The 14,847-nt window shown below is 69.5% G+C and carries 14 protein-coding genes and 1 tRNA gene; 6 read left to right on the top strand and 9 right to left on the bottom strand.

Annotation, left to right across the window (positions count from 1 at the left end; genetic code table 11):
* Positions 1 to 47: 47 nt before the first annotated feature.
* The 3 genes from ACFVT1_RS06605 to nth form a co-directional block, all read right to left on the bottom strand.
* On the bottom strand, positions 48 to 1,253 hold the full coding sequence (locus tag ACFVT1_RS06605) for a MarP family serine protease (RefSeq protein WP_389793113.1): 1,206 nt from the start codon (positions 1,251 to 1,253) through the stop codon (positions 48 to 50).
* A gap of 88 nt (positions 1,254 to 1,341) precedes the next feature.
* Positions 1,342 to 2,091: an NUDIX hydrolase gene (locus tag ACFVT1_RS06600; RefSeq protein WP_389793366.1), complete on the bottom strand. Its 750-nt coding sequence runs from the start codon at positions 2,089 to 2,091 to the stop codon at positions 1,342 to 1,344.
* A 240-nt stretch (positions 2,092 to 2,331) separates the two neighbouring features.
* Positions 2,332 to 3,135: an endonuclease III gene (gene nth / locus ACFVT1_RS06595; RefSeq protein WP_389793365.1), complete on the bottom strand. Its 804-nt coding sequence runs from the start codon at positions 3,133 to 3,135 to the stop codon at positions 2,332 to 2,334.
* Positions 3,136 to 3,646: 511 nt separating this feature from the next.
* Here nth and ACFVT1_RS06590 point away from each other — a divergent pair.
* The gene (locus tag ACFVT1_RS06590; RefSeq protein WP_014046869.1) at positions 3,647 to 4,321 is read left to right on the top strand and encodes a Crp/Fnr family transcriptional regulator; all 675 of its coding nucleotides are present in this window, start codon (positions 3,647 to 3,649) and stop codon (positions 4,319 to 4,321) included.
* Between the two features lie 161 nt (positions 4,322 to 4,482).
* On the opposite strand, the gene ACFVT1_RS06585 is transcribed toward ACFVT1_RS06590, so the two are convergent.
* The 4 genes from ACFVT1_RS06585 to ACFVT1_RS06570 form a co-directional block, all read right to left on the bottom strand.
* A complete protein-coding gene (locus tag ACFVT1_RS06585) occupies positions 4,483 to 5,313 on the bottom strand; it encodes an MBL fold metallo-hydrolase (protein WP_389793112.1) in 831 nt (276 codons plus the stop codon).
* Positions 5,310 to 6,218: an NUDIX hydrolase gene (locus tag ACFVT1_RS06580; protein WP_389793110.1), complete on the bottom strand. Its 909-nt coding sequence runs from the start codon at positions 6,216 to 6,218 to the stop codon at positions 5,310 to 5,312. The genes ACFVT1_RS06585 and ACFVT1_RS06580 overlap by 4 nt, the downstream gene beginning before the upstream one ends.
* 377 nt (positions 6,219 to 6,595) lie before the next feature.
* The gene (locus ACFVT1_RS06575) at positions 6,596 to 7,066 is read right to left on the bottom strand and encodes a RidA family protein (RefSeq protein WP_389793109.1); all 471 of its coding nucleotides are present in this window, start codon (positions 7,064 to 7,066) and stop codon (positions 6,596 to 6,598) included.
* Entirely contained in the window at positions 7,066 to 7,224 is a 159-nt protein-coding gene (locus tag ACFVT1_RS06570; protein ID WP_003967454.1) for a DUF4177 domain-containing protein, read from the bottom strand. The genes ACFVT1_RS06575 and ACFVT1_RS06570 overlap by 1 nt, the downstream gene beginning before the upstream one ends.
* Before the next feature lie 71 nt (positions 7,225 to 7,295).
* Between ACFVT1_RS06570 and ACFVT1_RS06565 the strand changes: the two genes are divergently transcribed.
* The gene (locus tag ACFVT1_RS06565) at positions 7,296 to 8,294 is read left to right on the top strand and encodes an ArsA family ATPase (protein WP_389793107.1); all 999 of its coding nucleotides are present in this window, start codon (positions 7,296 to 7,298) and stop codon (positions 8,292 to 8,294) included.
* Positions 8,291 to 9,838 (top strand): ArsA-related P-loop ATPase, encoded by a 1,548-nt coding sequence (locus ACFVT1_RS06560; RefSeq protein ID WP_389793105.1) that lies wholly within the window; start codon positions 8,291 to 8,293, stop codon positions 9,836 to 9,838. The genes ACFVT1_RS06565 and ACFVT1_RS06560 overlap by 4 nt, the downstream gene beginning before the upstream one ends.
* A gap of 13 nt (positions 9,839 to 9,851) precedes the next feature.
* On the opposite strand, the gene ACFVT1_RS06555 is transcribed toward ACFVT1_RS06560, so the two are convergent.
* Entirely contained in the window at positions 9,852 to 10,202 is a 351-nt protein-coding gene (locus ACFVT1_RS06555; protein ID WP_362193326.1) for a WhiB family transcriptional regulator, read from the bottom strand.
* A 386-nt stretch (positions 10,203 to 10,588) separates the two neighbouring features.
* Here ACFVT1_RS06555 and ACFVT1_RS06550 point away from each other — a divergent pair, with 386 nt between their 5' ends.
* Positions 10,589 to 12,880, top strand: a complete 2,292-nt coding sequence (locus ACFVT1_RS06550) for a transglycosylase domain-containing protein (RefSeq protein WP_389793103.1) — start codon at positions 10,589 to 10,591, stop codon at positions 12,878 to 12,880.
* A gap of 107 nt (positions 12,881 to 12,987) precedes the next feature.
* On the opposite strand, the gene ACFVT1_RS06545 is transcribed toward ACFVT1_RS06550, so the two are convergent.
* Complete coding sequence (locus ACFVT1_RS06545; protein WP_362193320.1) at positions 12,988 to 13,452, bottom strand: GatB/YqeY domain-containing protein; 465 nt, start codon at positions 13,450 to 13,452, stop codon at positions 12,988 to 12,990.
* A gap of 79 nt (positions 13,453 to 13,531) precedes the next feature.
* Between ACFVT1_RS06545 and ACFVT1_RS06540 the strand changes: the two genes are divergently transcribed.
* Positions 13,532 to 14,470, top strand: coding sequence for a metallophosphoesterase (locus ACFVT1_RS06540; RefSeq protein ID WP_389793101.1), 939 nt, complete (start codon positions 13,532 to 13,534; stop codon positions 14,468 to 14,470).
* A 101-nt stretch (positions 14,471 to 14,571) separates the two neighbouring features.
* A tRNA-Pro gene (locus tag ACFVT1_RS06535) sits at positions 14,572 to 14,645 on the top strand.
* The last annotated feature ends 202 nt before the right edge of the window (positions 14,646 to 14,847 follow it).

Raw genomic sequence — 14,847 nt, 5'->3', positions numbered from 1 at the left:
GATCTCCTGCCTGGCCGGTGCGGCCCCGACCTCACAGGGCAATACGGCTAGAGCGCGCACGACTGGCTGTCGACCTGCTGGCCGGCCGAGAGGCCATGCGCGATGTCCTGGCGGATCTCGTCGGCCGTCAGCGCGTAACCGGTGTTCGGGTCGTCGAGCGACTTCGCGAAGACGACCCCGTACACCTTGCCGTCGGGGGTCAGCAGCGGTCCGCCCGAGTTGCCCTGACGGACGGTCGCGAAGAGCGAGTACACATCGCGGCGGACGGTGCCCCGGCGGTAGATGTCCGGGCCGCTGGCGTCGATACGGCCCCGGACGCGCGCGGCTCGTACGTCGTACGAGCCGTTCTCCGGGAAGCCCGCGACGATGGCGCTGTTGCCGGTCCGGGCGTCGTGATCGGTGTCGGCGAACTTCAGCGGCTTCGCGTCGAGGTCCGGTACGTCAAGTACGGCGATGTCGCGCTGCCAGTCGTAGAGGACGACCTTCGCGTCGTACAGCCGTCCCTGGCCGCCGATCTGGACGGTCGGCTCGTCGACGCCGCCGACGACATGGGCGTTGGTCATCACCCGGCGGTCGGAGAAGACGAAGCCGGTGCCTTCGAGAACCTTGCCGCAGCTCGGGGCCGTACCGACGACCTTGACGATGGACTCCTTGGCGCGGGCCGCGACGGGGCTGCCGACCAGCGCCGGATCGGGGGCCTGGACCTCGGTGATCGGCTCGTTGGCGAAGGGGCTGAAGACCTGCGGGAAGCCGTTCTGCGCGAGGACCGAGGAGAAGTCCGTGAACCAGGTGGAGGCCTGGGCGGGCATCACCCGGGAGATACCGAGCAAGACCGAGGAGCTGCGCACCTCCTTGCCCAGCGTCGGCAGTGAGGTGCCCGCCAGTGCCGAGCCGATCAGCCAGGCGACCAGCAGCATCGCGACCACGTTGACCAGGGCGCCGCCGGTGGCGTCGAGGGCGCGCGCGGGCGACCACGTGATGTATCTGCGGAGCTTGTTTCCCAAGTGGGTGGTGAATGCCTGGCCCACCGAGGCGCAGACGATCACGATGACGACGGCGACAACGGCTGCCGTCGATGAGACCTCGGAGCCGTTCGTCAGCTGGTCCCACAGGACCGGCAGCAGGTAGACGGCGACGAGACCGCCGCCCAGGAACCCGATCACCGACAGGATGCCGACGACGAACCCCTGGCGATAGCCGATGACCGCGAACCACACGGCGCCGGCCAGCAGCAGGATGTCCAGCACGTTCACCGTCTATAGCCTCGCAGATTCGTCACCGGGCCCGATCCTTCGGCTGGGTCCGGGCACGGCCGGACAGCGCAGCACGGGAGTCAGCCTGTCATGCGCGCCAGTCGAGCGGCACCTGCTTGGCGGCGTCCCACGGGCGCTCCCAGCCCGCGAAGTGCAGGATGCGGTCGATCACTCCGGCCGTGAAGCCCCAGACCAGAGCGGATTCGACCAGAAATGCCGGGCCTCGGTGACCGCTCGGATGGACGGTGGTGGCGCGGTTCGCCGGATCCGTGAGATCCGCCACGGGGACGGTGAAGACCCGGGCGGTCTCACCCGGATCGACGACGCCGACCGGACTCGGCGACCGCCACCAGCCGAGGACCGGTGTCACGACGAAGCCGCTCACGGGGATGTAGAGCCGGGGCAGCACGGCGAAGAGCTGGACCCCGCGCGGATCGAGGCCGGTCTCCTCCCGGGCCTCCCGCAGAGCGGCCCTGAGCGGCCCCGTGGTCGCCTGATCGCCGTCCTCCGGGTCCAGGGCGCCGCCGGGGAAGGACGGCTGCCCGGCGTGGGAGCGCAGGCTTCCGGATCGCTCCATGAGCAGCAGCTCGGGGCCGCGCGCGCCCTCCCCGAACAGCACGAGTACGGCGGACTGCCGCCCGGCGCCGCTCTCGGGTGGCAGGAAGCGGCTGAGCTGGTCCGGCTCGATGGTCTGCGCGGCGCGGGCGACGGGGGCGAGCCAGTCGGGCAGGCCCTCGGCCGTGACGGTGACGGCGCCGTCACGACCGGCGCCTGCCGGGGTGGCGGCAATCGCGGCCGCGACCGCCGCCGCAGGACTGGCGGCTGCGGGGGTGAACATCGCGGGGCCGATCGTCGCGCGGTCGACCGCCGCCGGGCGGGCCGTCGCCGGTGCGGCCGCCGCTTCAGCACTCTGCTCGTGCTCAATGACCTGCTCGCGCGCGTTCTGCTCGTGGGCGTTCCGCTCGCGCACAGTCCGCTCGTGCGTGCTCTGCGTGTTCTGTTCGTGCGTCTTCATAGGCACCCCTCGTCTCACAACGCCTGTCGTCACGCATTTCGTTCCGGAGCGGACGACCGCAGGTCAGTCGGCCCCCGGGCCGGGCGCGGGCCTGCCCGGGTAGTCCGGCGGCGGACTGAGCCGCTGACCAGGCTGACCGCCCATCTCGTACTTCAGCAGCTTCTTGGCCTTCTCCGGGTCCGTCTCGCCCTCCCCGTACGCGGGGCAGAGCGGGGCGATCGGACAGGCCCCGCAGGCAGGCTTGCGGGCATGGCAGATGCGGCGCCCGTGGAAGACCACGCGGTGGGAGAGCATCGTCCACTCGCTCTTGGGGAAGATCGCGCCGACCTCGGCCTCGACCTTCTCCGGGTCCTCCTGCTCCGTCCACTTCCAGCGCCGTACCAGGCGTCCGAAGTGGGTGTCGACCGTGATTCCCGGTACGCCGAAGGCGTTCCCGAGCACGACGTTGGCGGTCTTGCGGCCGACCCCCGGCAGAGTGACGAGGTCGACGAGGCGGCCCGGCACCTCACCGCCGAATCTGTCCCTGATCGCCACGGAGAGACCTATCAGCGACTTGGTCTTGGCCCGGAAGAAGCCGGTCGGCCGGATGAGCTCTTCCATTTCCTCCGGAACAGCCGCTGCCATGTCCTCGGGCGTGGGATAGGCGGCGAAGAGCGCGGGGGTGGTCTGGTTGACCCTCAGGTCGGTGGTCTGGGCGGAGAGGACCGTGGCGACGAGAAGCTCGAAGGGGTTCCTGAAGTCCAGCTCGGGGTGGGCGTACGGGTAGAGCTCGGCGAGCTCACGGTTGATCCTGCGGGCCCGGCGGACCATCGCCAGGTGAGATTCCGGTTTCGCTCCGGCCCTCGCGGCGGACGCCGCGGGCTTCACCCCGGCCCTCGCGCCGGACGCCGCAGCCTTCACCCCGGCCCTCGCGGGTTCCGCGCCGACTTTTCCGGGCTCCGCTCCGGTCTTTCCGCGTTTCGGGGTGGACTCCGCGGTGGACTGGGATGTGGACTCCGGTGTGGGCCCCGATTCGGCGGGCTTGGCTGCCGTCTTCCTCGCGGCCCTCACTCCGGATCTCGGAACCTGCTCGACAACAGGGCGTTTTGTCGCTTTTTCCGGGCGACTCGTCCTCTGTTCGCCCACAGCGGAATCACGGCCTTCCGACACCCCATCAGCCCCCTTGGCCTGCACTCTCACCGGCGATTTGGACACCCGGCCAGCCTAGAGCCACGCACCGACATTCGCCCCGGTCACCGCGTATCCGTCCCCGATCGGCCCCCTGCCGCACGGTTAGGCACGCCCGTGCGTCAAACTGGTTTGTGATTGATCGCACTGTTTTACCGTCCGGCATGATGGGGACCACGGTTCCCTGAACAGGCCGACAAGGAGAGAACTCGTGGACGACGTTCTGCGGCGCGCCCCGCTTTTCGCGGCGCTCGATGATGAGCAGGCCGCGGAGCTCCGCGCCTCGATGAGTGAGGTGACCCTCGCACGCGGCGACGCGCTCTTCCACGAGGGCGACCCGGGTGACCGCCTCTATGTGGTCACCGAGGGCAAGGTGAAACTCCACCGCACCTCGCCCGACGGGCGCGAGAACATGCTGGCGGTCCTCGGCCCCGGCGAGCTGATCGGTGAGCTGTCGCTCTTCGACCCGGGCCCGCGCACCGCGACGGCGACCGCGCTGACCGAGGTCAAGCTCCTCGGCCTCGGCCACGGCGACCTCCAGCCCTGGCTGAACGCCCGCCCCGAGGTGGCCACGGCCCTGCTGCGTGCCGTTGCCCGCCGGCTGCGCAAGACCAACGACCAGATGTCCGACCTGGTCTTCTCGGATGTACCCGGCCGTGTCGCCCGCGCCCTCCTCGACCTGTCGCGCCGCTTCGGCGTCCAGTCGGAGGAAGGCATCCATGTCGTCCACGACCTGACCCAGGAAGAGCTGGCCCAACTGGTCGGCGCCTCCCGTGAGACGGTCAACAAGGCGCTCGCCGACTTCGCCGGGCGTGGCTGGCTGCGCTTGGAGGCACGCGCCGTGATCCTGCTGGACGTGGAGCGCCTGGCCAAGCGGTCCCGCTAGCCGACCGACGCCCGACCGGCCGACGTCCGTCCGTCCGACCATCCAGAAGGCCCGGCGGTCCGACCGGACGGTACCGGGCAGGGCTGGACGCCATCTCCGTACGGAAGGCCCTGCCAGGCGGCTCCGCCGCACAGCAGGGCCTTCCGCATATCCGCCCTGCCCTAGATCAGCCCGTGCTCGCCCAGGTAGTCCAGCTGCGCCAGCACCGAGAGTTCCGCCGCGGGCCACAGGGACCGGTCGACCTCCGCGTACACCTGCGCCACCACCTCCGACGCCGTCCGGTACCCCGCCTCGACCGCCGTCTCCACCTGGGCCAGCCGGTGCGCGCGGTGTGCAAGGTAGAACTCGACCGCGCCCTGCGCGTCCTCCAGCACCGGGCCGTGTCCCGGCAGCACCGTGTGCACGCCGTCGTCGACGGTCAGCGAGCGCAGCCTCCGCAGCGAATCGAGGTAATCGCCGAGGCGCCCGTCCGGATGCGCGACGAACGTGGTGCCGCGTCCGAGGATCGTGTCCCCCGTCAGCACCGCCCGGTCGGCCGGCAGGTGGAAGGAGAGCGAGTCCGCGGTGTGCCCCGGGGTCGGCACGACGCGGAGTTCCAGTCCTCCGGTGGTGATCACGTCACCCGAGGTCAGGCCCTCGTCACCGAGGCGCAGTGCCGGGTCCAGGGCACGCACCTTCGTACGGGTCAGCTCGGCGAAGCGTGCCGCGCCCTCCGCGTGGTCGGGGTGCCCGTGGGTGAGCAGGGTGAGCGCGATCCGGCGGCCCGCCCGCTCGGCGGTGTCGATGACGCCCCGCAGATGTATGTCGTCCAGCGGCCCCGGGTCGATGACGACCGCGAGGTCGGAGCCGGGCTCGGCAACGATCCAGGTGTTGGTCCCGTCCAGCGTCATCGGCGAGGCGTTGGGGGCCAGGACGTTGACGGTACGGGTGGTGGCGGGTCCGGACAGGACCCCGCCGCGCGGCTGTCCGGGCAGCTCGTGCGCGTCGCTCATACCTCTTCGCCTCCCGCACCACCGGCACCGGCCGGCCCGCTCGGGATGTGCTTGGTGAACTCGTCGTGTCCCGGCCAGCTCAGCACCAACTCGTCACCCTCCAGCCGCGCCTGCGCGAGTACGGGGGTGAGGTCCTGGGAATCCGCCGCCTTCAGGGCCTCGGCAGCCGTCCCGTACGGCCTGAGCGCCCGGAGCGTCGACACGGTCGGCGGCATCATCAGCAACTCGCCCCGGTCGTACCCGTCGGCCGCGTCGCCGGGCCCGATCCACACCGTGCGGTCGGCCTCCGTGGAGGCGTTGCGGGTGCGCTGGCCCTCGGGGAGCGCGGCGACGAAGAACCATGTGTCGTACCGGCGCGGCTCGAACTCGGGAGTGATCCAGCGCGCCCAGGCGCCCAGCAGGTCGGAGCGCAGCACCAGACCTCGCCGGTCCAGGAACTCCGCGAAGGACAGCTCTCGCGCGACCAGTGCCTCGCGATCGGCCTCCCAGTCGGCGCCGGTGATGTCGCTGACGACCGTATCGGCGGTCGGACCGGCGAGGAGGACGCCCGCCTCCTCGTACGTCTCACGGACGGCCGCGCAGGCGATGGCCTGGGCCTCGGCCGGCGTATCGACGCCGAGCCGCGCGGCCCAGCTCTCCAGTGCGGGTCCGGCCCAGCCGACGAGCCGGTCGTCGTCGCGCGGGTCGACTCCGCCCCCCGGATAGGCGTACGCACCGCCCGCGAAGGCCATGGAGGCGCGGCGGCGCAGCATGTGGACGGCGGGGCCGCCCGCGGTGCCAGTGGCAGGGTCCCGGAGCAGCATCACGGTGGCAGCCCGCCTCGGGGGCGCGGCCGTCAGCTCACCTGCGGCGAGTGCCCGGATCCGGTCGGGCCATTCCGGTGGGTACCACTGACCATTGGACATGGCCGGAGGCTATCCGGAACCGCGCCGATGTTCGAGAGGCGCGTTGATCCGTACATGCTCGGTACACACATGATCCCGCCCGGTCGTCACGACCGGGCGGGATCAGGGAATCGACAGCGGATGGCACCGGCACGGCGCCGCCCTCACCGAACCGCGGCAGTCGTACGGCTCGGACTCCGCGCCGCACCCCGGCGGACCCGGACCGCGGAGGGCGGACTGCGGGCCACGACGGACCCACATCAGCGACCACCACCGCCGGACCACGACGGGCTCACGGCTCAAGACCCACCGACCCCGGCGGGGCCACGGCTCAAACCGCAGCGGCCCCGGCAGGCTCACACCTCAGGCCCCACCGGCCCCGGCAGACGAGCTGCGGCTCAGGTCCCGACCAGCTCGACCTGGACCTCGACCTCCACCGGCGCGTCCAGCGGCAGCACCGCGACGCCCACCGCGCTGCGCGCGTGCACGCCCTTGTCGCCGAGAACCGCGCCCAGCAGCTCACTGGCGCCGTTGATCACGGCGGGCTGCCCGGTGAAGTCGGATGCCGAGGCGACGAAGCCCACGACCTTCACGACACGCGCGATCCGGTCCAGATCGCCCGCGACGGACTTCACGGCGGCCAGTGCGTTGAGCGCGCAGGTCTTCGCCAGTTCCTTGGCCTCGTCGGCCGTGACCTCCGCACCGACCTTGCCGGTGACCGCGAGCTTGCCGTCCACCATCGGCAGCTGGCCGGAGGTGTACACGTACACCCCGGACTGCACGGCAGGCTGGTACGAGGCCAGCGGCGGTACGACGTCCGGCAGCGTCAGCCCGAGCTCGGCGAGCTTCGCCTCGACGGCGCCCGCCACTACGCCTTCTCCCGCTTCAGGTAGGCCACGAGCTGCTCGGGGTTGTTCGGGCCGGGAACGACCTGGACCAGCTCCCAGCCGTCCTCGCCCCAGGTGTCCAGAATCTGCTTGGTCGCGTGCACGAGAAGGGGCACGGTCGCGTATTCCCACTTGGTCATGGCCCGACTGTAATGCCTGGCACACACAGCCTCGTGCGTAGCCCGCGGCCCGACTGGTTAGGCTCGAATACGTGAGCAGGTTCCAGGTCGTCAGCGGCAAGGGTGGTACCGGTAAGACCACGGTCGCCGCCGCCCTCGCCCTCGCCCTCGCGACCGAGGGCAGGCGCACCCTCCTCGTGGAGGTCGAGGGCAGACAGGGCATCGCCCAGCTCTTCGAGACGGAGTCGCTTCCGTACGAGGAGCGCAAGATCGCCGTCGCGCCCGGCGGCGGCGAGGTGTACGCCCTCGCGATCGACGCCGAACGCGCCCTTCTCGACTACCTCCAGATGTTCTACAAGCTCGGCAGCGCGGGCCGGGCGCTCAAGAAGCTCGGCGCGATCGACTTCGCCACGACGATCGCGCCCGGTGTACGGGACGTGCTGCTAACCGGCAAGGCATGCGAGGCCGTGCGCCGCAAGGACAAGCAGAACCGGTACGCCTACGACTACGTGATCATGGATGCGCCCCCCACCGGGCGCATCACCCGCTTTCTCAATGTGAACGACGAGGTGGCGGGACTGGCCCGGATCGGCCCGATACACCATCAGGCGCAGGCCGTGATGCGGGTGCTGAAGTCCCCCGAGACCGCGGTCCACCTGGTGACCCTGCTGGAGGAGATGCCGGTCCAGGAGACCGCGGACGGCATCGCGGAGCTGCGGGCGGCCGAACTGCCGGTCGGCCGGGTCATCGTGAACATGGTGCGCCCGCATCTGCTGGACGAGGACGCGCTGCGCACCGCCGCGAGCGGCCGCCGCAAGGAGATCGCCAAGGCGCTGACGTGGGCGGGCGTGACCGGCTCGGCGGGGCTCGTGCGTCCCCTGGTCGAGCAGGCCGCCGAGCATGCCCAGCGGGTCGAGCTGGAGCGCGAACAGCGCACGCTGCTCGCGGGCCTGGAGCTGCCGGGGTACGAACTCCCGCTGATCGGCGAGGGCATGGACCCGGCCGGGCTGTACGACCTGGCGACCGAACTCCGCAAGCAGGGCGTGGGCGACGGGGCGGACGAAGGGGAGGGACAAGGGGTGGGCACATGACACAGGACGCGGACACGGACGAAGCCATTGCCACGGACAAAGCTTTCGCCACGGACACGCGCAGGGCCGCCGGCACGGCCACGGCCACCACCGGCGCACCCGCGCCCGCACCCGTAGCTGTGCTGGACACCGACGCACTGATCGACGACCCCGGGATCCGGATCGTCGTGTGCTGCGGTTCGGGCGGGGTCGGCAAGACCACGACCGCCGCGGCGCTGGGCGTACGGGCGGCCGAGCGCGGCCGCAAGGTCGTCGTCCTCACCATCGACCCGGCCCGCAGGCTCGCCCAGTCCATGGGGATCGACTCACTCGACAACGTCCCGCGTCAGGTGCCGGGCATCACGGGCGGGGGCGCCGGGGAACTCCACGCGATGATGCTCGACATGAAGCGGACCTTCGACGAGATCGTCGAGGCCCACGCGGACGGCGAGCGGGCCCGCGCGATCCTGGAGAACCCGTTCTACCAGTCCCTGTCGGCCGGTTTCGCGGGCACGCAGGAGTACATGGCGATGGAGAAGCTCGGCCAGCTGCGCGCGCGCAACGAGTGGGACCTGATCATCGTCGACACCCCGCCGTCACGCTCCGCGCTGGACTTCCTGGACGCGCCGAAGCGGCTCGGTTCGTTCCTGGACGGGAAATTCATCAAGCTGCTGATGGCCCCGGCGAAGATGGGCGGCCGGGCCGGGATGAAGTTCCTCAACGTCGGCATGTCGATGATGACCGGGACACTCGGCAAGCTGCTCGGCGGTCAGTTCCTGCGTGACGTACAGACCTTCGTGGCAGCGATGGACACCATGTTCGGCGGCTTCCGCACCCGGGCCGACGCCACGTACAAACTGCTGCAGGCGCCCGGCACGGCGTTCCTCGTCGTGGCGACACCGGAGCGGGACGCGCTGCGCGAGGCGGCGTACTTCGTGGAACGGCTGGCCGCCGAGGAGATGCCGCTGGCCGGTCTGGTGCTCAACCGCGTCCACGGCAGCGGCGCCGCCCGGCTCTCCGCCGAACGCGCTCTGGCAGCCGCAGAAAATCTTGACGGAGTCGGCATTGTGGATCAGGCGGCCGGGAAGACTGGACTTGGTGACCCGGCCGACTGGTCGGTCGTGTCCCCCGACACCGTTGCCGCCCCGTACACCGCACCTGAATCTTCCCAGCACGAGGCCGATCGCGAGGCCGCGTACACGCACGAGCACGAGGTCACCGAGGACTGCGAACCAGATCCGGAAACAGAGCCGGAAGAAAAGCCAAAGGCAGAACCGAAGGCAGAACCGGAGAGAGCGCCGGAAACAGAGCCGGTGACGAGCCGAGACAGAGATCCTGAGGCCGCTGCCGTCGAGCAGCTGACCGCAGGGCTGTTGCGGCTGCACGCGGAACGGATGCAGGTGGTCGCGCGCGAAGAGCGCACACGCGATCGCTTCACCGCTCTGCATCCCGAAGTAGCCGTGGTCGAAGTGGCCGCGCTGCCCGGTGACGTACATGACCTTGCGGGGCTCCGGGCCATCGGGGACCGGCTCGCGACCGGTTCCGCTCCGGCCGGAGCTGCGTAACCGCCCGTCCTGATTACCCCACCGCGGCGTACCTCTCGTGCAGTTCGTCGTCGTCCAGCCCGATCGCCACGGGCAGGATGCCCGAGGACTGCTCGTACTCGCTGCGCGCGGTCTCCAGCAGCCGGCGCCACGACGTGACGGTGGGCCGCCTGCGCAGCAGTGCGCGGCGCTCCCGCTCCGTCATTCCACCCCATACGCCGAATTCGACGCGGTTGTCCAGCGCGTCGGCCAGGCACTCGGTCCGCACCGGGCATCCGGTGCACACCGCCTTGGCTCTGTTCTGCGCTGCCCCTTGTACGAACAGTTCATCCGGATCGGTAGTGCGGCAGGCTGCCTGCGCACTCCAGTCGGTTACCCAGCCCATCACGGCGCCGTCCTCTCCCGAATCGAGGCTCCCCCACGGCGGCAGCGGCATATTCACCGCTGCCAGTGGAGGACGTTACGGAAGGCGGCGACAGCACAACACCCCCTTCGGGCCCAATCTTGAATGGCCCGAACGGACTATGCGTATGCGGCAGATCACCCAGGGGAGTGAGGTGAGGACATAACTGAATAACCCCACAGAATCGGGACAGTTCTCCCGGATCACAACGGACGTTCGATGACACAGGAGGCGAATTCGGGAGCGCCTGAACGCGTGGCCGGATCATGCACGGGGGTTGATACGGAACCGGACTGCTGTGACAGTTGAGAGCAGCTTAGGCCAAGGCATATACGTGTGTCCGGCGAATGAGAACGTAGGCTGCCCCCATGCCAAAGAAGCGCTCGGGCGGGGGTCTCACGACGACCCAGCAGGCCGCCAAGTTCCTCGGTGTCGCCGCACTTTCCGGAGTTGTGCTCGCGGGCATCGCGCTGCCGGCCGCCGGAGCACTGGGGCTCGCCACCAAGGGAACGGTCGAGGGATTCGACGAGATCCCGGCCAATCTCCAGACTCCGCCGCTGAGCCAGCGCACCACGATCCTGGACAGCAAGGGCGGAATGATCGCCTCGGTGTATTCGCGCGACCGCACGGTGGTCAAGCTGAAGGACATCTCGCCGTATATGCAGAAGGCGATCGTGGCGATCGAGGACGCCCGCTTCTACAAGCACGGAGCGGTCGACCTCAAGGGCATCCTGCGCGCACTGAACCGCAATGTGCAGACGGGCGGGACCGCGCAGGGCGCGTCGACGCTCACGCAGCAGTACGTGAAGAACGTCTTCGTCGAGGAGGCCGGTGACGACCCGGACAAGGTCGCGCAGGCCACACAGCAGACACTGGGCCGCAAGATCCAGGAACTGAAGTACGCGATCCAGGTCGAGGAGAAGCTCGGCAAGAAGAGGATTCTGACGAATTACCTGAACATCACCTTCTTCGGGCAGCAGGCGTACGGCGTCGAGGCCGCCTCCCAGCGCTACTTCTCCAAGTCGGCGAAGGACCTGACGCTGGAGGAGTCCGCGCTGCTGGCCGGCATCGTGCAGTCGCCGAGCCGCTACGACCCGGTCAACGACCCGGCGGAGGCGACCAAGCGCCGCAACACCGTGCTCCAGCGGATGGCCGACGTCGGTGACATCACCCAGGCCGAGGCCGACAAGGCCAAGGCGAACCCGATCAAACTGAAGGTCAAGAAGCCGAAGAACGGCTGCATCACGGCCGTCAGCGGCGCGGGCTTCTTCTGCGACTACGTACGCAACGTCTTCCTCACCGACCCGGCCTTCGGCAAGACCAAGGAGGACCGGGCCAAGGTCTGGAACCGGGGCGGTCTGACGGTCCGTACGACGCTCGACCCGCAGTCCCAGCAGTCGGTGCAGAACTCGATCAAGAGCCACGTCTACAAGTCGGACAAGGTCGCAACGGCCGTGACGCTGGTCCAGCCGGGCACCGGCAAGATCATGGGAATGGGCCAGTCCAAGCCGTACGGCTTCGGGTCCAACGAGACCCAGTACAACTACTCGGTCAACAAGAGCATGGGCGGCTCGAACTACGGCTTCCCGACCGGTTCGACGTTCAAGCCGTTCCTCGCCGCGGCGGCCATAGAGGGCGGTAAGTCGGCCACCCAGGTCTACCCCTCCCCGTACGAGATGGACTACCCGGACACGGTGCGGTCCTGTGGAAAGCCGTGGGTCAACGACGGCGTGCCGAAGTATCACCTGGAGAACGAGAGCGAGTCCGAGAAGGGGCCGTACGCGCTGAAGCAGGCGATGGAGAAGTCCGTCAACACCTACTTCGTGCAGATGCTCCAGGACATCGGCATGTGCCCGGTCTCGCAGATGACCGACAAGCTGGGCGTGGTGCAGGGCGACGGCACCAAGCTGCCGCAGAACCCGTCCACACTGACCCTCGGTTCCAACGGTCTGTCGCCGCTGACGATGGCCAGCGCCTACGCCGCCTTCGCCAACCGCGGTACGTACTGCACGCCGATCGCCATCGAGTCGGTCAAGGCGGCGGACGGCACCTCGCTCCCCGTACCGAAGACCAGCTGCTCGCAGGCGATGTCGCAGACGACGGCCGACACCATCAACACCCTGCTGCGCGGCGTGGTCGACTCAGGTACCGGTCAGGAGGCGGGCCTCGACAGCCGCGACAACGCGGGCAAGACCGGTACGACCGACGCCCGCAAGAACGCCTGGTTCGTCGGCTACACCCCGAACATGTCCGGTGCGGTCTGGGTCGGCAGCCCGTCCCAGAGCGTCGAGATGGAGCGCATCACCATCGGTGGCGTGTACCAGGACAAGGTGTACGGCGGACAGGTCCCCGGACCGATCTGGCGTGACGCGATGACGGGAGCCCTCAATGGAGTGGCCGCCCCGCCCTTCAACACCGTCGACATCCCGGATCCGCAGAGGGACGAGGGCGACGAGGAGGACAGGGGCAATCCGGGCACCAACGGCTCCAAGCCCGGTGGCAAGCCTGGCGGAAAGCCCGGTGGCAAGCCTGGCGGAAAGCCCGGCGGGAAGCCCGGTGGCAACACCCCGTTCCCCGGCATGAGCCTTCCGTCGAACCTGCTCGGCGGGAACAACGGCGACCACCCGGGCCAGACCAACAGCGGCACGCAGGGCCCCTGACCCGTACGGCTCACGCGCACGAAGGTGGGGCGCCCCGGATCGGTATTTCTCCCGATCCGGGGCGCCCCACCTTCATGTGCCCTCTTCGTATGGGTAGGTGCCCGGCCTCAGCCCGCCAAGAGCTTCTTCACCGCAGCGGCCACCCGGCCGCCGTCCGCGCGCCCCGCGACCTTCGGGTTCACGATCTTCATGACGGCGCCCATCGCCCGCGGCCCCTCGGCCCCCGCGGCCCTGGCCTCCTCCACGGCGGACGCCACGATCGCGCCCAGCTCGTCGTCGCTCAGCTGCTTCGGCAGGTACGCGTCGAGGATCTCGCCCTCCGCCTTCTCACGCTCGGCCTGCTCGGTGCGGCCGCCCTGGGCGAAGGCCTCGGCCGCCTCGCGGCGCTTCTTCGCCTCCTTGGCGATCACCTTCTGCACCTCGTCGTCGGAGAGCTCACGCGCCGTCTTGCCGCTGACCTCCTCCTTCGTGATGGCGGTGAGGGTCAGCCGGAGCGTCGACGAGGTCAGCTCGTCACGCGCCTTCATGGCCGTGGTGAGGTCTTCCTTGAGCTTGGACTTGAGCGTGGTCATGTGCTGATTGTGGCAGGTACGGGGCATCCGCCGCCCGCCGGTTTTCTTCCCGGCGCACGGTGTCTGCGACGATGGGTGCATGCGCGCACGCTACGGAGTACCCCTGAAAGTCACGGCAGTCGGCGCAGCGGTCGGCGCAGCCGGCCTCGCCTACGCCGCCGGATTCGAGGCCCGCTCGTTCCGCCTGCGGCGGGTGGCCGTCCCCGTACTCCCGCACGGGGCACGCCCGTTGCGCGTACTCCAGGTCTCCGACATCCACATGGTGAGCGGCCAGTGCAAGAAGCGCGCCTGGCTGCAGTCGCTGGCCGGCCTGCGCCCGGACTTCGTCGTGAACACCGGCGACAATCTCTCCGACCCCGAGGCCGTACCCGAGCTGCTCGACGCGCTCGGCCCGCTGATGGAGTTCCCGGGCGTGTACGTCTTCGGCTCCAACGACTACTACGGCCCCAAGCTCCGCAACCCCGCCCGCTACCTCTTCGAGAAGGTCCAGGGCAAGCACGGTCTCAACGGGAACGCCCCCGCGGTCGGCGTCGTCCACAACCCGTGGGAGCCGATGCGCGACGCCTTCGACGAGGCGGGCTGGGTGGGCCTGTCCAACACTCGCGGCCGCCTCAAGACCGACGGCCTGGAGATCGCCTTCACCGGCCTGGACGACCCGCACATCAAGCGCGACCGCTACGCGGAGGTGTCGGGCGGCCCCGAGACGGGTGCCGACCTCTCCATCGGCGTGGTCCACGCCCCCTACCTGCGCTCCCTCGACGCCTTCACGAGGGACGGCTACCCCCTGATCCTGGCCGGTCACACCCACGGCGGCCAGCTCTGCATCCCCTTCTACGGGGCCCTGGTCACCAACTGCGACCTGGACACGGACCGGGTCAAGGGCCTCTCCACCCACTCCGTCGAGGACCGCCGCGCCTACCTCCACGTCTCCGCGGGCTGCGGCACCAACCGCTACACCCCGGTCCGCTTCGCCTGCCCGCCCGAGGCAACCCTGCTGACCCTGACCCCCCGCGCCTGAGCGCCCGCGGCCCCCTCGCCCTCAGCTGCACATAAACCGGATTTCGTCTGCGGGCGCGGGTGGGCTAAAGTAATCGATGTCGCCGGGACACCGGTGACGATCGGGGTGTAGCGCAGCTTGGCAGCGCGCTTCGTTCGGGACGAAGAGGTCGTGGGTTCAAATCCCGCCACCCCGACAGCTGAAATACCAGGTCAGGGGCCTGATCCACTTAGTGGATCAGGCCCCTGAGTGGTTCCTGGAGAGCGTTTGGGAGAAATCTGGGAGAAGATCTTGGTCGGCTTCTCCCGGCACGCGATCACCGCGTCATCATGGCGACCGTCGCTCATCACATCTCACACCTGCGCGTTTGCGAATCCGGACGCCGTTTGCCTGCGGCG

Source organism: Streptomyces sp. NPDC057963 (assembly GCF_042887155.1).
GTDB lineage: Bacteria > Actinomycetota > Actinomycetes > Streptomycetales > Streptomycetaceae > Streptomyces.
This window is presented reverse-complemented; position numbering and strand designations above follow the sequence as displayed.